21 protein-coding genes are annotated in these 20,169 nt (G+C 33.2%); 8 read left to right on the top strand and 13 right to left on the bottom strand.

The features are described from left to right. Positions 1–26 precede the first annotated feature (26 nt). The gene (locus OA93_RS16510) at positions 27–575 is read right to left on the bottom strand and encodes a DUF1599 domain-containing protein (protein WP_035627248.1); all 549 of its coding nucleotides are present in this window, start codon (positions 573–575) and stop codon (positions 27–29) included. A 162-nt stretch (positions 576–737) separates the two neighbouring features. On the opposite strand from OA93_RS16510, the gene folP reads away from it, so the two are divergent. From folP to OA93_RS16475, 8 genes are all read left to right on the top strand, one after another. Beyond that, positions 738–1,562: a dihydropteroate synthase gene (gene folP, locus OA93_RS16505; protein ID WP_039114563.1), complete on the top strand. Its 825-nt coding sequence runs from the start codon at positions 738–740 to the stop codon at positions 1,560–1,562. A 192-nt stretch (positions 1,563–1,754) separates the two neighbouring features. After that, on the top strand, positions 1,755–2,381 hold the full coding sequence (locus tag OA93_RS16500) for a hypothetical protein (protein WP_039114561.1): 627 nt from the start codon (positions 1,755–1,757) through the stop codon (positions 2,379–2,381). Positions 2,382–2,681: 300 nt separating this feature from the next. Continuing rightward, positions 2,682–3,224, top strand: a complete 543-nt coding sequence (locus OA93_RS16495) for a hypothetical protein (RefSeq protein WP_039114559.1) — start codon at positions 2,682–2,684, stop codon at positions 3,222–3,224. Positions 3,225–3,344: 120 nt separating this feature from the next. Beyond that, on the top strand, positions 3,345–3,827 hold the full coding sequence (locus OA93_RS16490; RefSeq protein WP_039114558.1) for a hypothetical protein: 483 nt from the start codon (positions 3,345–3,347) through the stop codon (positions 3,825–3,827). Positions 3,828–3,869: 42 nt separating this feature from the next. After that, positions 3,870–4,019: a hypothetical protein gene (locus OA93_RS25130; protein ID WP_165572114.1), complete on the top strand. Its 150-nt coding sequence runs from the start codon at positions 3,870–3,872 to the stop codon at positions 4,017–4,019. 80 nt (positions 4,020–4,099) lie between these two features. Then, positions 4,100–4,543, top strand: coding sequence for a hypothetical protein (locus OA93_RS16485; protein WP_039114557.1), 444 nt, complete (start codon positions 4,100–4,102; stop codon positions 4,541–4,543). An 81-nt stretch (positions 4,544–4,624) separates the two neighbouring features. Next, positions 4,625–5,188: a hypothetical protein gene (locus OA93_RS16480; RefSeq protein ID WP_131474495.1), complete on the top strand. Its 564-nt coding sequence runs from the start codon at positions 4,625–4,627 to the stop codon at positions 5,186–5,188. Next, a complete protein-coding gene (locus OA93_RS16475; RefSeq protein WP_039114554.1) occupies positions 5,188–5,730 on the top strand; it encodes a hypothetical protein in 543 nt (180 codons plus the stop codon). The genes OA93_RS16480 and OA93_RS16475 overlap by 1 nt, the downstream gene beginning before the upstream one ends. Before the next feature lie 129 nt (positions 5,731–5,859). Here the strand turns inward: OA93_RS16475 and rlmH are convergent, their stop codons facing one another. The 12 genes from rlmH to OA93_RS16415 all read right to left on the bottom strand — a co-directional run bounded on the left by rlmH (position 5,860) and on the right by OA93_RS16415 (position 20,126). Continuing rightward, complete coding sequence (rlmH, locus tag OA93_RS16470; protein WP_035628752.1) at positions 5,860–6,333, bottom strand: 23S rRNA (pseudouridine(1915)-N(3))-methyltransferase RlmH; 474 nt, start codon at positions 6,331–6,333, stop codon at positions 5,860–5,862. A 132-nt stretch (positions 6,334–6,465) separates the two neighbouring features. After that, positions 6,466–6,768, bottom strand: a complete 303-nt coding sequence (locus OA93_RS16465; protein WP_039114553.1) for an antibiotic biosynthesis monooxygenase — start codon at positions 6,766–6,768, stop codon at positions 6,466–6,468. A 3-nt stretch (positions 6,769–6,771) separates the two neighbouring features. Continuing rightward, positions 6,772–8,190 carry a hypothetical protein gene (locus tag OA93_RS16460; RefSeq protein WP_039114551.1) on the bottom strand — a complete coding sequence of 473 codons (1,419 nt, stop codon included), beginning with the start codon at positions 8,188–8,190 and terminating at the stop codon, positions 6,772–6,774. A 415-nt stretch (positions 8,191–8,605) separates the two neighbouring features. After that, positions 8,606–8,890, bottom strand: a complete 285-nt coding sequence (locus tag OA93_RS16455) for a GNAT family N-acetyltransferase (protein ID WP_035628749.1) — start codon at positions 8,888–8,890, stop codon at positions 8,606–8,608. 5 nt (positions 8,891–8,895) lie between these two features. Further along, positions 8,896–9,291: an OsmC family protein gene (locus tag OA93_RS16450; protein WP_039114550.1), complete on the bottom strand. Its 396-nt coding sequence runs from the start codon at positions 9,289–9,291 to the stop codon at positions 8,896–8,898. Positions 9,292–9,295: 4 nt separating this feature from the next. Further along, a complete protein-coding gene (locus tag OA93_RS16445; RefSeq protein ID WP_039114549.1) occupies positions 9,296–10,177 on the bottom strand; it encodes a pirin family protein in 882 nt (293 codons plus the stop codon). A 15-nt stretch (positions 10,178–10,192) separates the two neighbouring features. Further along, on the bottom strand, positions 10,193–11,071 hold the full coding sequence (locus OA93_RS16440) for a pirin family protein (RefSeq protein WP_039114548.1): 879 nt from the start codon (positions 11,069–11,071) through the stop codon (positions 10,193–10,195). Between the two features lie 432 nt (positions 11,072–11,503). Then, positions 11,504–13,519 (bottom strand): heavy metal translocating P-type ATPase, encoded by a 2,016-nt coding sequence (locus tag OA93_RS16435; RefSeq protein ID WP_039114547.1) that lies wholly within the window; start codon positions 13,517–13,519, stop codon positions 11,504–11,506. Positions 13,520–13,521: 2 nt separating this feature from the next. After that, the gene (locus OA93_RS16430) at positions 13,522–14,133 is read right to left on the bottom strand and encodes a class I SAM-dependent methyltransferase (protein WP_039114545.1); all 612 of its coding nucleotides are present in this window, start codon (positions 14,131–14,133) and stop codon (positions 13,522–13,524) included. Positions 14,134–14,140: 7 nt separating this feature from the next. Beyond that, entirely contained in the window at positions 14,141–15,364 is a 1,224-nt protein-coding gene (locus OA93_RS16425; protein ID WP_039114544.1) for an efflux RND transporter periplasmic adaptor subunit, read from the bottom strand. 11 nt (positions 15,365–15,375) lie between these two features. Beyond that, the gene (locus tag OA93_RS16420) at positions 15,376–19,692 is read right to left on the bottom strand and encodes a CusA/CzcA family heavy metal efflux RND transporter (protein ID WP_039114543.1); all 4,317 of its coding nucleotides are present in this window, start codon (positions 19,690–19,692) and stop codon (positions 15,376–15,378) included. A gap of 104 nt (positions 19,693–19,796) precedes the next feature. Continuing rightward, positions 19,797–20,126 carry a DUF6660 family protein gene (locus tag OA93_RS16415; RefSeq protein WP_039114541.1) on the bottom strand — a complete coding sequence of 110 codons (330 nt, stop codon included), beginning with the start codon at positions 20,124–20,126 and terminating at the stop codon, positions 19,797–19,799. Positions 20,127–20,169: the final 43 nt, after the last annotated feature.

Genomic DNA, 20,169 nt, shown 5'->3' with positions numbered 1-20,169 from the left:
AGTTTTTTTTATTTACAAATTGCAATTTATTTTTTTGTATCCAAAGGGTTTAATATCAGTGCAAAAACAGCATAATTGATCATATCCTGATAATTAGCATCGATACCTTCGGATACTAAAGTTTTCCCTTTATTATCTTCGATTTGCTTAACGCGAAGTAGTTTTTGAAGAATGATATCGGTTAAAGAACTCACACGCATATCACGCCAAGCTTCACCGTAATCATGATTTTTGGCAAGCATTAATTCTTTGGTAAGTTTTACTTTGGCATCGTATAATTCGGTAGCTTTTTCTACGTCTAGATCAGGCTGATCGACAACACCTAATTCTAATTGAATTAATGCCATTATGGAATAGTTGATGATTCCGATGAATTCTCCTTTTTCATCCTCGTCAACTTTACGAATTTCATTTTCTTGTAAACTTCTAATTCGTTGTGCTTTTATAAAAATTTGGTCGGTTAATGAAGGCAATCTTAATATGCGCCATGCACTACCATAGTCTTTCATTTTATTGATAAAAAGCGAACGACAAATCGCAATTACATTATCGTATTCTTGAGAAGTATTCTTCATTATTGATGTATATTTGTCTAAATTTCTTCAAAAATAGGGATAAATTTTTGAAAGAGTTTAAAGTTTCAGGTTTAAAGTTTTAAGTTGTTGAAATAGTTAATCTTGATTTCTAGGCCTCAAACTTTAAACCTGAAATAAAGAAAACATTAAACAAAATACAAAATGACAATTAACTGCAAAGGGCAACTTATTGATTTGTCAGTTCCTAAAGTAATGGGAATTTTAAATGTAACGCCAAACTCTTTTTTTGATGGTGGAAAATATGATAGCGACGAAGCTATAATAACTCAAGTAGGGAAAATGATTGCCGATGGAGCAACGTTTATAGATCTGGGAGCCTATTCTAGTAAACCAAGTGCCGAATTTGTTTCGGGAGAAGAAGAACTAAACCGAATTGTTCCAGTTGTAAAGCTGATTTTGCAGCATTTTCCAGATGCATTACTTTCCATAGATACTTTTAGAAGTGAAGTTGCACAAGCCTGTATAGAAAATGGAGCGGCAATTATTAATGATATTTCGGGCGGAAATCTAGATGATAAAATGTTTGATGTTATAGCCAAATATAATGTTCCGTATATCCTGATGCACATGCGAGGTACGCCACAAACGATGCAAACCTTAACTGATTATGATGATATTGTAAAAGAGATGCTTTTTTATTTCTCCGAAAAAGTAGCACAAGCCAGAAGTTTAGGTATAAACGATATCATATTAGATCCTGGTTTTGGCTTTGCTAAAACACTAGATCAAAATTATGAAGTTCTACAAAAAATGGAATTATTCAATATCTTGGAATTACCAGTTTTAGCTGGATTTTCGAGAAAATCTATGATATACAAGTATTTAAATACAAACCAGCAAGAAGCGTTGAACGGAACAACAGTTTTGAACACGATTTCTTTAACAAAAGGAGCTAAAATTTTACGTGTTCATGATGTGAAGGAAGCAATGGAATGTGTGAGTTTGTTTAATAAAATGGCAGTTTAGCGAATAAATTTAATTCAACACTTGTGAAAGGAACGCGGATTAAACGGATTCGCTAATGCGAAAACACTGATTAAACGGATTTTCTCTTGTCCCGACATTACGGGATTTGCGTTCCCCTATAGACAATACTGAAAGTCATACAGACAAAATAAATCTGTGACAAAAAATAAATAAAAACATAGAATTTAAAATATGAAATACCTTAGTCTTATTCTCGTTTTGCTTCTTTTTTCTTGTGGAAAAAAAGAGGATGTTCTGTTACCAAAATCGAATGTGTCTGTAGTGAAAGATGTACAAGACCATTCGCCTATTTATATCTTTTTTAGAGTAAATGGAAAAGATACTTTGGCGGAAGTAAACAGAAAAAACAGTATTATTTCGACCAATTGGTTGTTTAATGTAGACAAGCGTTTGCCTTTACGATTAGTTATTCCAGAAGTAGCAAAATTGCAAGAAAAGAAACGAGCTGACAAAGCACATGAAAACAAAAAAGCCGAAAATTATTATTCGTACGCAGATAGCATCGGAAAGAATTTAGCTTTTGTACCTTTTACGGAAGTGTATTATAAACTCGAAAAACCAAAAGAAGAAGGATTAATCATCTTTTTTGAAAAGAATAATAAAATGGTTAGGGTGAATAACGAGATAATTAAAAGAGAAGAATTACTCAATTATATTGCGAGTCTTGATTTTGCGGTTAAACCCAAAATGCAATTTTGCTTTGATAAGAATATGAGTTATGAAAGTTATGTTCAGGATAAAGTTTTAATTAATAAGTTGCAATCATTTGCAATGGTTATAGATGAATTTATCTATTAAAAACGAATAAATCTAGCTGTACGAAATCTTCAGGTTTTATACTGGCAAAGAGAATTAAAAAGGAAAACCTTGCAGGTATGCAAGGTTTTTTTTATGTCTTATTTTATTATAAATAAAATTGTAAGTAGTTTATTTAGTGTTTGTTAATCGATAGTTTTGCAAGAATTTAGATAGATCCTATATTCACAAAGGTAGCATGGTTTTTTTTGTGCTAGAAATAGAATTTACAAATAAAAAGAGATAATCAGGAGTATAAAGTCTGGTTTAATGGTTGGTTTACTATTGATAAAATTCAGTATTATGGTAATGAAAAAAATAATGATTGCAGTTAGCATTCTTTATATATTTAGTTTTAGTATAGATGGAAATGCACAGTCTTCTGTGGTAGATTCATTAGAAAGTGTGACTATAAAATATTTGGATAAATACAGTAATAATATTAATAGGCAAACATATGTGGTAGTTAGATTTTGCTCTTTGTTTGGTAAGTATATAATATACATTGAACCCAGGCATGATAAATTGTGTAGAGACAGTGATGGTATTTACAAAATACAAAACATAGATGGATTTAAGAATGTCTATTTTTTTAATGATTTTATGAATTCTATTAAAATAGATGAAGAAAATAATCATTTTTTTCTAAATGATGAAGAATGTGAAGAAGCTGAAGGAACAATGTACCTCACAAATTTAATAATGTTATTAGTTGACAATAAATTTGCTATAGAAAAGGAAGCTAAAGGAATTAATTTTAATGCATTAAAAGAAGATTTATTGTGTCCAACAGCACCTGGATCTATTGCGAGAGCTCGTGTAATAAAAAAATACGGGCATCTATAAGTTTAAACCAGTTGGTAAAGATATGTAACGAAAGTGCAGAAAATCTTTCCGTAAAATTTGACTACCATAAAAATGATAATAGGGTTTGATATGATTTAAACTTAAAAAAAATGATTAGTAATGAAAACTAAAGTATTATTAATTTGTTCAGTCTTTTCCTTTTTAATTTCTTGTAATTTTAACGTTGCAGGAACTTTAGGAGGAGGTAAAATTTATAGATATAATTGTACAGAAGAAAAATTAAATGAATATCTGGATAGTATTGAAAAAAACGATAATGCATTAAAAATCCCACTAGAATGGAAGAAATATGACAATTGGGATACAATTGGCTACGATTTTCTGAAAGGAAAGCTTTTTTACATAAAAGGGCACGATTCCAATGATGATGAAATATATTATGTTTCAGTTATTCCTCCCATAGCGAAATTAGAAAAAAATCCAGGTGTGGCAGTACGATCTGTTTTTAGAACTAAGGAATATTTATTAGGATGGAAATATTTTGAAGATTTCTCAAGATCCAAAAAAAGAGCTATAGAGACAGAATTTCAAGAAAGAGTTTTAAGTAAGGTACCTTTAGATATTGTTTCGGTTGATAAATAGGAAAGCAATTGGGAGTTATATTCGATTGGAGGTTCAATTGGGATGTCAGTTGGTTTTTCTACCAGTATTACTGGAGGTTATACTCAAGGATCAGGAAATGTTAACTCCACTAATAAGAAAGAAGATGGTAATCCGAAATCCTTTTCTGAAACTGTAGCCAACTATTCGAAATTATTATCTCCGTTTAATTAATTTTGATATGAAACAAATATTATACATAATATTAGGAGTGGTTGCTTTTGTCTTGTTATTATTAGGAGTGTTTTTACCATATGTTTGTGGTTTCACCTGCTAAATATGAAGAAGAGCAAAATGATTATTTTTCTAAGGTTGATTATCATTTTACTGGAACAGTAGATAGATTTCAATATTTAGGAAGTAGTAGATGTTTGTTATATATTAAGGTTAACCAAATTGAAATTAAAAAGAATAAACTTAATATGGACGATGATTTTTTAGGTTTGTATTCTAAAGAAAGCAACTTGATTGTGTTATTTGCAGATTTTTATTTACTTCTAAAGAATAAGTATAATTCGTTAGAAAATGATAAAATAGAAAATATAAATGTTGATATAAAAGTAAATAGTATTGAACGAAAAATTTATTATTACAAGAACAAAATACTTGTTGGAGAAACTTATCTTAGGCCAACAGCTGTGTATGTTAAAAAGTTGATAATGGTAGAAAAAGATATGAATGAACCAATTCGATTTTGAGCCCCCGCTTGTGAGGCAAAGAGAAAGACCCGATGACTCGGATATATAAACCTATTTCAGGACAAGACAAATAGATAAAGAATGAAAAAGTATAGTTTAGTGCTCATAGTTGCAATATTATATTCTTGTACATGTAGACAAGTAAATCTGACTAAAAATGAAATGCAATGGTTAGATCCATACAAAAAAGGCGATTTGTTAATTTTTAAAAGTAATAAAGGAAATATTGACACTATTCTCGTTTCAGATAAAGAGGAGTTTTATACAAATGAAAAATGCCAATGGTTTACAATTGGAGATACACAAAAGCAAGGAATAAATATTGATTTAAAGCCCACAATATGTCATAATGAATCTTATTGTGAAGGAGAAATTTCAATTATAAAAAGTAACGTTGATGATGAGACAGCACCATTTTTTAGAATCTTTGGGCTTGAATTTTCTAAAAGTGTAGCCCAATTAATTAAACAAAAAGTTGTGCTATCGACTACAGGAAAAGTTTATGATTCAGCATATTTATTTCAAGACGAGATTAATGCCGATAATTATGGTGATAATTATATGAAATCATTTTTCTGGGATAAAGAAGATGGATTAATAAAATATGAAAGTAATGAAGGTGAGATTTTTGAAATAAGTAAGTAATGATAGAATTATTATTTGATAAAAAATTTCTTTCGGGAGAAGAAAAAAAGAAATGTAATGAGGATTTTTTCCAGATTAAAAATGAAATAGAGATTTTTTTAGACAAAATACTCGTAGAGAATAATTTTGAGTCAATTCATAAGCTTATTGAAGTTTATAATTTATTTGACTTTTATAAAACTGATCTGGATAACAAATTTGTTAGTTTTTTGCATTTTAGTTTTTTTGATTTTTATATTTTGAATATCGAAAAGATGATAAAATTAAGAGAAGATTTTGCAATAGATGTATTAATTGATTTATTTTATTGTGATGAGAGGTATTTTGAGGATAAGAAAAATAAAGAAAAATTTAATGAAAAAACATATCCAATTCTATTGTTAGATACAGACAATTTATCAACTTTTATTGCTATTTCTTGCTCTAGATTTATAAGTATATTAAAATCGGAAGATGTGTATAAATGTTTTCTTGAAAAGTATTTAAAAGAAACTAAAAACTTTATTTACCAAGAAGAAGTGATGGAAGCTTTAAAAAATTAAACCCGATAGTTGGAATATGCACAACGATAACGCGGAAATTCTTTCCGTGTCCATAAACAAAATCGATAAAGAATAGAAAAAAGGAAACCCCGCAATGCGAGGTTTTTTTTATGTTTTTAACGAAGAAATCTATTGATGATGATAAGGTTCATTTCTTAAAATTGTAAACCCGCGATACAATTGTTCGATAAAAAACAAACGCACCATTTGGTGTGAGAATGTCATTAGCGAAAGCGAAATTTTCCCTTGAGCTTTGCTGTAAACCGTATCCGAAAATCCATAAGGTCCACCAATTACAAAAACTAAGGTCTTAATACCCGAGTTCATTTTCTTTTGTAATTCTTCTGAGAAACCAACGCTTGAGAAGTTTTTACCATTTTCGTCTAATAAAATTAACTGATCGGTTGGCGTTAGTTTTGCCAGAATCAATTCGCCTTCTTTTTCTTTTTGCTGACTCTCCGATAAGTTTTTTACATTCTTAATATCTGGAATAATCTCCAAGTCAAATTTGATATAAAACGACAAACGCTTAGTATAATCGTCAATTAAAGTTTGAAGCGATTTATTGTCGGTTTTGCCAATGGCGATAAGTTTGATGTTCATTCTCAGAAATTATATTTTGTTTTGAGTTTTAAGTTTTTGCCACAGATTAAAAAGGTTAGACCGATTTTATCCCGACGCTTCGGGATTACTAGCTTTGCATGAACCTTTGTAAACTTTGTGGTTAAAAGCTAACTAGATTTTATTCTCAAAAACAGTTTCAAAATGTTCTACAATAGGAAACGGCTCGTAATAATGATGCAATAATTTCTTCCATTCCAGATATGCTACCGATTCTCTAAAACCAATTGTGTGGTCTTCGAGATTGCGCCAATCGACCAATAAAAGATACTTATTGGGCTGTTCCATGCATTTTTTAAGACTGTGCCCTAAATAACCTTCTATAGAACTTATATATTGACTTGCTTTAGCAAAATTATTTTCGAAATCCTTTTCTTGGTCTTTTTTTACAAATAAAACTGCTGCTTCTTGAATCATATTTTATTTCTCTGAAAATTTGGCTTCAAAAGTTTTAAATCTTGTATCAAGGTCTTTTAGTAACTGCTTTTTAACTGCATTATCCTGAATGAAACTGTAATTGATACTATTGTAAACATATTGCTTAATAGTTGCATAAGTAACATCCTGATATCTGCTAGCCAATAAAACATATTGCTCCGTCATGTTTGTTCTTAAAATTCCTGCATCATCAGTACTAATTACAATTGGCACATTAAATTCTTTGTATAATGTAAAAGGATGACGTGCATTTTTAACTTTCAGGATAAACTCATTACTTACTAAGTTAATCTCAATCGGAATATTATTCTTTGCCATATAACGCAATAAGTCATACGAGTTTTCTTCGTAAGCGATATCTACACCATGACCAATTCTATTAGCTCCGGCAGTATGAATAGCCGAAGTAATATGCCATGTTAATTCTTCTGGTTGTACAAGTCCTAATGTAAGTTCACCAGCATGAAGTGTATATTTTACATCTGGAAAACGAGAATGGCAGTATTTAAACATTACCATGTGTAACCAATAATCTTTCATAGACGTTTCGCCATGTTCTGGAGAAACGATATTTACACCCGCTACAAGCTTGCTTTTGTCAGCAGAGATAAAGGCAATCATAAGATTTTTGAATAAATCTACAGGCTCCATAAAGCGCAACACAAAGTTTTGATAACGCATTGTGAAGTTTGCATCATCGATTTTAAGGTCTTTATGTAATTTGGCTATAAAATTAGTATTGAAATCCTCAGCGTATTTTACAGCATTTTTATCTTGTAATGATTTATAAAGTGCATCTAAAGATTTAAAAATTGCTTTTTCATCTTTTTGAGCAGCAGCTAGTCTTAGTTTTGTATTAAAATCGGCTAAATCATCCACATTCATATCACAAGGAATGGTGTTTAATTGTGTTTCAATATAGCTTACATTTTCTTTAATTGCTCTGTTTTTAAGCTCAAGCATACCTTCGGCAAAATGTCCGTCGATAGTTGGAGAAAATTTCTCAAAAGAGTCAAAGAATAAATCATCAGAAGGAACAGTAACACCATTGTAGTCTTTTGCAGACCAGGTTTGCATGATTTGTTGCTTGTAATATTCTAGTTTTCCACTGTTTCTAAGGGAAGAAAAAGTCTCCCAATTTCCTTTTGCAGGTTTTGCTTTTAGAACTTGCATGGTTTCTAAATTCAAATAGAAATCTTCTGCGATAGCTCTTTCTAATAAAGGTTCGGCATAGATAGAACCCGAAAAATGATGATGTAAATCACCGCCTTTTGGCATCTGAGAAAAGAAAGCAGTTAGTGCCGCTTCGTTATTTCTGATTTTATCTAAATAAGTTGCTGTTGATTGTGAAAAGCAGAGTTGTGCTATGAAAAAACTAAAAACTGTAATTATCCTCGTCATATAGTAAGTTTAAATTACATGCAAATGTAATTGATTAGGAGGACATTTGAAAATTAAGATGAAAATTGGTGAAACGACAGGTTGTTTTCTTATATAAATGTAAAATAAAGGCGCACTGTTGTGCACCTTTATAGAATCTTTTAAAAAAATAGAACGCGGATGACACAGATTCGCCTTTGGCGAAAACGCGGATAAAAACGGATTTTTTTCTCATTGTTATTTTAAAAAATCAGTTTTTATCCGCGTCTTTACGAAGTAAATCTGCGTCATCCGCGTTCCTTATTATGCGCAATTAAAATCCAGCATTGCTCTTTGACTCTGCTCAGTCTGACAAGATTGGGACTTAGAACCTCAGCCTCTTTGCAGCTCAAAACCTTTGTCCCTTTGCATCTCAGAACCTCAGTACCTTAAATAATTAGTGAAACAATACGTCTTTTATATCGTCTGTTTTATCAAATACGCTTTTCGCAAAAGGGCAAAGCGGAATGATTTTTAGATTGTTTTCGCGAGCATATGTTACTGCTGCCATAACTAGTTTTTTCCCAACACCTTTACCGTTAAAATCGGGATTTACTTCGGTATGGTCAATTATAAATTTAGTATCTCCAGCCCAAGTATAGGTCATTCTTCCACCTTCTTTTCCGTCTTCTACTGCTTTATAATATCCTTTTCTTCCTTCGTTTATTTGTTCTATTTCCATAATATTTAGTCTAAAGTTGTTTGTATTTGTATCGTGTTTGTTAGCGTTTTGTGAATTGGGCAACTATTGGCAATTTTTAAAAGTCTTTCCTTTTGAGCTTCATCTACATTTCCTGTTATCTCTATCTTGCGGTTTAATAAGGAAACGTTTTGTTCAGAATTTCTCTCAAAATCTACCGAAATATTAATTTCTGCAATATTCCATTGTTTACGGTCAATATACATACGTAATGTAATCAATGTGCAAGATGCCAATGCAGAAGCCAATAACTCGGAAGGGGAAAAGCCCAAATTTTTTCCTCCCATTTCTTGTGGTTCATCAGCAATAACGATATTACCGCTTGCCGATTTTATTTCCGTTCGGTATTTTCTTGTGTCAATACTTGCTGTTATCGTATTCATAAATTTATCGTATTTGAGGTTTTGGTAAAGGAACAAAATCGGTTTCACCAGGGACTTTAGGAAAAGTTTGTGCTTCCCAGTCTTGTTTTGCTTTTTCCAATATTTCTTTGTCTGATGAGACAAAATTCCAAAAAATGAAATGTTCTTCTGGAAATGGAGTTCCTCCAAATATATAAACGGTTGTATTGGCAGCGATTTCAAATTCGCATAAGGTACTGTCGTTTGCAATCAGGATTTGTTTTGGGTCATATGTATGTCCATCAGCTTTTATACTTCCGTCAAGAATATATAATCCGCTTTCGCCAAATAAATCTTTTCCGATGTTTATTTTTTGAGCCGTCGTACTTTTGATTTCAATAAAATATAACGGACTATACACGGGAACTGGTGATTTTTTTCCGAAAGCTTCTCCTGCAATTAGCTTATAAGAAACTCCATCTTTTTCCCAACTCGGAATATCACTGGCTTCTACATGCACAAAATTAGGTTCCATTTGTTCCAATTCTTTTGGTAACGCCACCCAAATTTGTAATCCATGAAGCGTTTTTTTAGATTCACGCAAGTATTGTGGTGTTCTTTCAGAATGCACAATTCCTTTTCCTGCTGTCATCCAGTTTACTGCTCCGGGTTTGATTTCTATTTCAGATCCCAAACTATCTTTGTGCATGATACTTCCCTCAAATAAAAAAGTAAGGGTAGATAATCCGATGTGAGGATGTGGCGGAACATCTAAATTTTCTTGTTCGCTTAAATGAACCGGTCCCATATGGTCAATAAATACAAATGGTCCAACGGCTCTTTTTTGCCGAAAGGGCAATAATCTTCCTACCATAAAATTACCAATACTGGCAGCGCGTTCTTCAATAATTAGATTTACGTTTGACATATTATATTTTTTAAATTAATTTTCCAGAGTTCCAAATTTACCATTATTGTAATCATTTACAGCCTGAACTAATTCTTCCTGCGTGTTCATTACAAAAGGTCCGTGAGTAGCAATTGGCTCTTTAATTGGTTCTCCGCTTAAAATCAATACGATACTATTTTCTTGTGCTTCGATATGAAAATCTTCGCCTTCATTTTCGAATAAAACCAAATGATTTGTCGGTACGTTTGTAATATCGTTTACTGTAATACTACCTTCTATAACCAATAATGCAGTGTTGTAAGTTGCTGGGAAATTAAAAGCTGCTTTTCCGCCTTTAAGTAATCTTGCATTAAGTAAGTGCAAAGGAGTAAAGGTAGATGCAGTTCCTTTTACATCTTTATATTCTCCAGCAATTACTTCGATATGACCACCATTTTCAGGAAGTTCATATTTATTAATTTGGTCATTAGTGATTCCTTGGTATTTAGGTTTCGACATTTTGTCTTTAGCAGGTAAGTTTACCCAAAGTTGTACCATTTGGAAATCGCCTCCAGTTTTACTGAAGTTTTCTTCATGATATTCTTTGTGCAAAACTCCCGATGCTGCAGTCATCCATTGTACATCGCCTTCGCCAATTACTCCGCCGCCTCCGCTACTATCATGATGGGCTACTTTGCCTTTATAAGCAATAGTTACGGTCTCAAAACCACGATGTGGATGTACACCAACACCTTTTGGAGTATTTGTAGGCGGGAAATAAAATTTTGAATTATAATCTAGCATGATAAAAGGGCTCATGCGTTTCATGCTTAATTGTGGTACACTTGGAATAAAATTGTGCACTCTAAATCCATCACCAACATAATGTGGTTGTCTTGGAGCTACTACTATTTCTATATTTTTAGTTTTCATAATGTATTTGTTTTATTGTTATACAAAGTTACTCTCATTATGAAAAATGTAACTTAATGTAGATTAAGAAGTGAGTTAGTATAAAAGTAAGGAATATTATTTAATTTTTTTTAGTTGTTGGTTGAGGGTTATCAGTTGTTGGTTTTTAAAATGATGAGTTTTAGAAAATAGGAGGTTTTGAATTGATTATAAATGATTTGGCTTTAGCCAAAATAATAAAGCTTTTTTAGGCAATTGTTACTAAAATTTTCACGCAAAGCCGCAAAGTCGCAAAGGAAAGGTGTGTAATCTTGGCGTTTTTGCGAAAACTTTATTTGGAAGAGTATTAAAACGACATTAACCTATAAAAAAGAAATCAATTCAAAAATGAGAATAAAAAAGGACGTTCATACAAAATCGTACAAACGTCCTTTTAAACTATTAATAGAATATCTAGAATTTCATTTTCTGAATTCTTACTGCATTTAGAATCGCTAGTAAAGCAACTCCAACATCTGCAAATACTGCTTCCCACATGGTTGCTAAACCTCCTGCACCAAGTATTAGCACAACAGCTTTTACAACAAATGCCAAAGTGATATTTTGCCAAACGATTTGTTTGGTTTTTTTTCCAATGTTTATAGCAGTATAAATTTTTGTTGGTTGGTCGTTTTGGATAACGATATCTGCAGTTTCAATTGTAGCATCACTTCCTAAACCGCCCATTGCAATACCTGCATGAGCAAGAGCAACAACTGGTGCATCATTTACACCATCGCCTACAAAGGCAATTTTCAGGTTTTTGTCTTTTAAGGCTGTTACTTTCTCGACTTTATTCTCCGGCAATAAATCTCCATAGGCTTCATCAATATTTAGTTCTTTTGCAACAGCATTAACAACAGCAGTTTTGTCTCCCGAGAGCATAACTGTTTTTACGTTTATCGAATGTAAACTCTGAATTGCTTGTTTGGCATCTTCTTTAATTTCATCGGCGATTAAAAAGTAACCTGCATATTTCTGGTTAATGGCAATTACGATTATAGTAAACGGTGTATTGTCTATTTCGGAATCATAACTTATGTTGAATTTCTTTAATAGTTTAGCATTACCTGCCAAGATTTCGTTTCCATCAACTTTTCCTTTTAAACCATGACCTGCAATTTCTTCTACATCAGTAACCGAAACACCTTTTTCAGTACCTTTTGCATATTCGATTATGGCAGTTCCTACTGGATGCGTTGATTTGGTTTCGAGCGCTGCGGTATATTTTACTAAATCTGCTTCTGGAATATCTAACGCAACTACTTTCTGAACTTTAAAAACACCTTTGGTCAATGTTCCTGTTTTGTCCATTACAACAACTTGAATGGCTGCCATGATATCAAGGAAACTAGAACCTTTAAACAAGATTCCGTTTTTACTTGCTGCTCCAATTCCTCCAAAATAACCTAGCGGAATAGAAATAACCAAGGCACAAGGACAGGAAATAACCAAGAATACTAATGCTCGGTACAACCAATCGCGGAAGATATATTCATCTACAAAGAAGTAAGGCAATAAACAGATTGCAATTGCGGAATACACTACAAATGGTGTATATACTTTGGCAAATTTTCTAATGAACAATTCAGTTGGCGCTTTCTTGGCGGTTGCATCCTGAACCATTTCCAGAATCTTGGATAATTTACTATCGGTATATAATGCTGTAACGCGTACTTCGGCTACTGAGTTTAGATTTATCATTCCTGCCAAAACACTTTCACCTTTGCTCTTGGTGTCAGGTTTACTTTCGCCTGTTAAAGCCGCTGTATTAAACGAAGCATTATCAGAGAGTAATTCTCCATCTAAACCTAGTTTTTCTCCAGGTTTAAGCTGAATAATAGCCCCAATTTGAACGCTTTCGGCTTTAATTATTTTCGGCTGATTATTTTCCAGAATAGTAACCTCATCAGGACGTTGGTCGAGTAATGATTTAATGTTTGCTTTTGCTCTGGTAACTGCCAGTGTCTGGAAAGTTTCGCCAATAGCGTAAAACAACATTACTGCAACTCCTTCAGGATATTCGCCAATGGCAAAAGCTCCGATTGTAGCAATACTCATGAGTAAAAATTCAGAAAAGAAAGAACCTTTTCTAGCACTTTCTAATGCTTCTTTAACGACTGGAAAACCTACCGGTAAATAGGCAATTACATACCAAATGATTCGTATCCATCCCGTAAACCAGTTTTGTGGTAAATAATTATCAAAAACAATAGCAATAATTAATAAAGCAAAGCTAATTATTGCTGGAGCAAACATCTGGAAAACGGTTTGGTCTCCTCCTGAATGGTCGTGCCCGTCGTGATCATCATGAGTTTCTTGCTCATCATGGGAACAACATCCTGAATTCGTATTTTTTGAAGATTTTTTATCGGGGACTTTACAATCTACTTGCTTATTATTCTCGTCGGGTTTATGTTGATGGTTCATATTTATTTCTTTTTAAATCCACAGAATTGAAAATTCTGTGTTGTGTTAAATGGTGTAATATGATCTTCTGTAAAACATTTTATTGTTTCAAAACTTTTTTGGAAAGTATCTTTCATATTCTTTTCAGAATATTGCTTTATTTCTAATCCGCTACATTTTAATGGTCCATTTTCTGAAAATGTGCCTAATAAAAAATGACCATTAGGATTGACTGCATTACTGATAATGGAGACATATTTATTGATACTTTCGTGATTAGTTAGAAAATGGAAAACGGCTCTGTCATGCCAAAAATCGAATTTTACATCAGGGATAAATTCTGTAATATCCGAGACAATCCAATGTACGGAATTAGCTTTTTCGCCTAAGCGTGTTTTTGTTTTTTCTAGTGCAGCAGCAGAAATATCCAATATCCAAATGTTTAGAAAACCTTTGTCTAATAAGGCATCGACCAGATTACTATCGCCACCGCCAACATCAATGATATTGGCAGTTTTTGATAGTTTTATGTTTTCTATATAATCTATTGCAGTTTTAGGATATTCTTGTGTCCAGCTTACTTCATTTGGAGTTTTGGTCGTGAATACATTTTCCCAATGTTGCTTATTATTCATATAAAAATTAATGTGTGTGCTCTCCACCGCCTTTTTGGGCTGCTAATAAGTAGAAAGCACCCTGTGTAACAATTTGACTATTCTCAGGGATTGAAGTTACAAATTTTATTTCGGTATATCCCATATCGGTTGTACCAGGAATAACTTCTATTGCTTTAAAGTGTATTTCTTCATGCTCCTCTTTGTGTTCTGCTTCAGATTCTTGTTTCGCTCCTTTTTCAGGATGAGGATGTGAATCTTCTTTTATGTAGATAAAAAATTTGTCCCCATTTTTTACAACAGCTGCTTTAGGTAAAGATGGAACTGTGGCACTGTTTAAATTGATATTAGCCGAAACATACATTCCTGATATTAATCCTTTGGCATCATCTGGGTTTATTTTGGCGTGAACCGCAACAGTTTTACTTTCGTTAGAAAACGATTTATTGATACCAAATATTTTTCCTTTTATCGATTTATTAGATTGATTGGTAAGAATAAAATCGACTTCCTGACCAATTGAAATTGAACCTAAATCTTTTTCATATACATTTAAATCTAAGTGCATCTGGCTATTATCAACAACTTCAAACAACGGGATTCCTGTATCTGCAAATGCGCCTTTGGCAATGCTTATTTTCCCCACATAACCACTTATTGGCGATGTAATAGGTATTAATGCGCTGTTACTGCTTGTGCTTACATTCAATGCTTGCAATCTGTTTTTTGCAGCTTGCGCTCTTGCTTTTTCTACAGCTAGTTTTGCTTTTACTTCCTGAAATATTTTTCGGGGATTTACATTTTCATCAGCCAATGTTTTCTGACGATTGTATTCCAATTGCAAATACTCGATATTGGCTGTAGCCGATTTATAATCTTCTAACATTCCAACAACTTCAAGATTCTGGATGGTTGCCAAAACTTTTCCTTTATTTACAAAAGTACCTTCCAGAACAAAGATGTCTCTAACTGTTCCGCCAAGTAATGTAGCTATTTGAGCCGAATTTTGGGGAGGAACTGTTGTGTATCCATTGGCTTTAATAATAGTGTTGAGGTTGCGATTTTCGACTTTACCAAATTGAATCCCAACTGTCTTAAATTGCGCTTCGGTTAGCGATACTTCTGTTTGTTCTTTTTCTTCTTCATGTGCTTCTTCTGTTTTCTTTTCGTTGCAAGATGTTAAAGCCAGCATTAAAAAAGCAATTGGAAGTAGAGTAGAAGTTCGGAGTATTGTGTTCTTTATATTTTTCATTGTATGGAATATTAGTTATTGGAAATTGTTGGAAATTGTAATCGAATGGCACTTTGATTATATGTATTCAAAGTCTCAGCATATTGTTTTTTGATATCAATTGCTTGATTTAAAAAACTGATATACGTCCAATAACTCATATCTCCGTTGGCATAACTTTTTTGTGCTGTTGTAATAATTTGTTCTGCATAGTGCAAACCTTCAGTTTGATAGTAATGCAGTCCTTTTTCCTGTTTTTCAAATTCATTTTGCAGTTCCTGCATTTGTAATTCCAGTGAAAATTGATTTTTCTCTAATTCCAGTTGTGATTGCGCAATACTTATCGAAGCTGCTTTGGCTTTAGCCGTATTTACACCTCCAAACAACGGAATTTGTAAACCAGCTGTAAATCCTTGAAACATAGATTTAGTATCGATAGTTTGAGCAAAATAACCTAAACCTAATTTTGGTGTACGTTGTGCTTTAAACGTATTGGCTTCTTTTTGGAAAACCGAAATTTGTTGCTGATAATAATCATTCATCAAACCTTCTACTTTCGATTTATTAGATTCCGTAAGAGAAGCAAATTGAAGCGGTGTAGTACTATCAGGGACAATGTTTTCTTTTGTTCGAACAAAAAACTGTAATTGCTTCTGATAAATAGCCAAATCGTATTCTAATTGTGCTTTTTGTGTCTCAATTTCTTTAGATTTAGCCTTTGCGCTAATAACTTCTATATTACCACTTTCGCCTGTTTTAAAACGAAGTTCTGCATTTTTTAGGAACAAAGCATACACATTGAATAATTCGGTATTTAGTTTTTGAACAGAAACACCATATAGATATTGATAATAGGCTAATGTTACTGCTTTTTCGATTTCATATTCGGATAAAGCTTTTTGCTTTTCGGCTAGCTTTACCAGTTCTTCCTGCAATTGTCGGTTGGCTTTGGTAATTTTTCCGATAGGAAAATATTGCTGTACCGAAACATTATTGTCATATGAAGCGCTATTAAATTGCCCTCCCTGATATTCTACTTGCAGAGGGTCGGGTTGAAATGCTGTCTTTTTAAGCACCGTTTGTTTTTCTATCTCTTTATCAGCAATTTTCAAATTAATACTATTAGTTTTTGCCATTTCGATTGCTTTATCCAAACCAATAGGTTGGTTGTTTTGTGCAAAAGAAAAGCTGCTAATAAGTAATAAAAGCACTGTTACTATAGGTTTTATCATTGTCGTTTTTCTTTTAATTTTTGTTTCGAATAATAAGTATAGTATCGGCAAAACAATAAGCGTAAGTAATGTAGCCGAGAATAAACCGCCTATTACAACTGTTGCAAGAGGTTTTTGTACTTCGGCACCGCCACTAGTAGATAATGCCATTGGTAAGAAACCTAAAGAGGCTACGGCTGCGGTCATTAAAACAGGACGTAATCTTGTTTTGGTTCCAATTAATACACGTTGTAAAGGATCTGTAATACCTTCGGCTTTAAGCTGGTTAAAGTAGGATATTAGTACAATTCCGTTTAAAACTGCAATTCCAAATAAAGCAATAAAACCAATTCCTGCCGAAATACTAAACGGCATTCCACGCATCCACAATGCAAATACACCACCAATTGCCGAAAGCGGAATTGCGGTAAATATCAAAGCGGCTTGTTTAGTGCTTTTAAAAGTGAAATAAAGTAATACCAAAATTAAACACAAAGCGATTGGTAAAGCAATAGAAAGACGCTTATTAGCTTCGATTAAGTTTTCAAATTGTCCTCCGTAAGTAACATAATATCCTGCAGGAAGTTTGAAATTGTTGTCCAGTTTTTGCTGAATTTCTTCTACAACACTTTTTACATCACGTCCGCGAACATTTAGTCCGATAGTTATTCTACGTTTACCGTCTTCACGAATTACCTGTACTGGACCTTGCTCATAATCGACAGTTGCAACTTGCGAAAGTGGCACTTGCTGACCATTTGGTAACGGAATAAATAAATTACTCACATCGTTAATGTCGTTACGATTGTCTTTGTTCATACGAACTACGATATCAAATCGTCTGTTTTCTTCATAGATTTTACCAGCAGCTTCTCCTGCAAACGAAGAACGAAGAATTTTGTTTAAATCCTCGATATTCAGACCATACAAGGCGATTTTATCATAATCATATTTTATGGTAATCTGAGGCAATCCACTTACTTTATCGGCTTTAAGGTCACCAATACCTTCAATTTTATTTATTTTTGAAATTAATTCATTGGCTTTTCTTTCCAGAACATCCAGATTATCTCCAAAAATTTTAATAGCAATATCACTTCGGCTACCCGTCATTAATTCGTTAAAACGCATTTGAATAGGCTGAGAAACTTCGATATTGGCTCCAGGAATTTTTTCCATTTCCTCTTTCATCATATGTGCAAGGTCTTGCCAATTATCTGCGCTCGTCCATTCTTTTTTGTCTTTTAGCACAATAATCAAATCTCCACTTTCTATAGGCATCGGATCGGTTGGGATTTCGCCACTTCCTATCTTGGTTACAATGGTTTTAATCTCTGGAAATTTTGCTTTAAGCATTTTCTCATATTGCGTTGTTGTTTTTATCATTTGCGATAAAGAACTTCCTGTCATGATCGTAGCATTAATGGCCAAATCTCCTTCTTCGATAGTAGGAATAAATTCTCCTCCCATGTTTTGAAACGTTACAAGAGCAAGAACAAATAATGTAACGGCAATACCCAAAACAGCTTTCTTAAAACGCAATGCTTTATCTAAGAATGGTGCATATATTTTTTCGAACCAAGCCATCATTCTGTCACTAAAGTTTGGTTTATGCTCAGTGTTTTTAGATAAAAACATAGCACTCATCATCGGGACATAAGTAAGCGATAATATAAATGCACCAATAACGGCAAAACCAACTGTCATTGCCATTGGTTTAAACATTTTTCCTTCGGTTCCAACCAAAGCTAATATTGGGAGATAAACAATCAGGATGATGATTTCTCCAAAAGCAGCACTATTTCTGATTTTTGAAGCCGAAGCATACACTTCTTCGTCCATTTCAGATTGGGTTAATTCTTTTTTCTTCTTGAGTTTTTGCAAATGATGCATCGTGGCTTCGACAATAATTACGGCACCATCGACAATAATTCCAAAGTCAATTGCTCCAAGACTCATTAAGTTTCCGCTTACGCCAAAGGCATTCATTAAGATTACAGCAAAAAGCATGGCTAGCGGAATCACAGAAGCTACAATTAGTCCAGCACGAAGGTTTCCTAAGAATAATATCAGTACAAAGATTACAATTAAAGCTCCTTCCAGCAAGTTTTTAGTAACTGTTCCTATGGCGTTATCGACTAATTTACTTCGGTCAATAAATGCTTCGGCAACAACTCCTTCAGGTAACATTTTGTTTACCTCAATCATTTTTTCTTTTACGCGTTCTACAACTGCTTTGGAGTTTTCTCCTTTTAGCATTAGCGTTAAACCACCTACAATTTCTCCTTTTCCATCTTTGGTTGTTGCTCCAAAACGAATGGCATTACCTAATTGTACAGTTGCTACATCGCGAACTAAAATAGGAGTAGCATTTCTGTTTTTAATAACAATGTTTCCTATATCTTTTATTCCAGATGCCATACCAACACCACGAATAAAATAAGCGAATTCATCTTTTTCGATATAAGCACCACCAGTATTTTGGTTGTTTTTTTCGAGAGCGTCAAAAATTTCGGTAATTGTTACTCCGGCACTATTTAATCGGTTTGGATCAACTGCAATTTCGTATTGCTTTACGCTTCCGCCCCAGGTACTTACTTCGGCAACACCTTTTACTCCTTGTAATTGAGGAACGATTATCCAATCCTGAATCGTTCTTAAACTTGTAGCATTGTATTTGTCTTCGTAGCCTTTTTTGGCATAAACATCATATTGATAAATTTCGCCAAGACCTGTTGTAATTGGAGCCAATTCTGGCGTTCCGGCATATTTAGGAATGTTTTCTTCGGCTTGTTTTAATCTCTGAAATACTTGTTCACGTGCCCAATAAGTGTCGGCATTTTCTTCAAAAACAACTGTAACAACCGATAATCCGAAACGAGAAATACTTCTAAGTTCAATTACTTTCGGAATTGTTTTTAGAGATTGTTCTATCGGATAGGTTATTAATTGTTCTACTTCCTGACTTGCAAGAGTAGGAGCGGTAGTAATAATTTGCACCTGATTATTTGTAATATCAGGAAGCGCATCGAGCGGTAAATTTTTAAGTGAAAAACTTCCCCAGGCTATAAGAACCAAGGTTAGTAATAGTATAATGAATTTATTCTTTATACTAAATTGTATAATCTTATCTAACATTTTCGGGATATAATGAATGAGAAATCAGGACGAGAAATCGCCTGTTTTTTTGTGGTACACCACAACACATTTACCCGTATCCCGAAGCGTCGGGGCGGGCTACATTATACTATTTGGGGCGGTTGCCAAATACTTCCGTAGAAATTGGAAGCAAGAATTGAATGGTAAGATGATAAAGGTTTTTTAATAAGAGCTGTTTCTTCATTAAAAATCCATGTAATAGCAGGAGCTGCAGTTAAAACTTGAGCTGCACAACAATTACAACTACAGAAAGGAGCACAAAGGTCCAATCCTTTTGTGTGAGATTGATGACCATTATCTTTACTTACTATTTCGCTTGTATGCGATTTAGTTTCGTTTTCCAGCGTATCTGCACAAGGCAAGCACGATAGCACGATTAAATAAACTGATAATATGATGTTAATCCATTTCACGGCAGTAAAATTAATGATAAAAGTCTAATGTTTTAAAAAATAT

It is taken from the genome of Flavobacterium sp. KMS (assembly GCF_000813005.1).
In the GTDB taxonomy this organism is placed as follows: domain Bacteria; phylum Bacteroidota; class Bacteroidia; order Flavobacteriales; family Flavobacteriaceae; genus Flavobacterium.
Note: the sequence above shows the minus strand (reverse complement) of the source record. Positions and strands in the feature narration are given on the sequence as shown.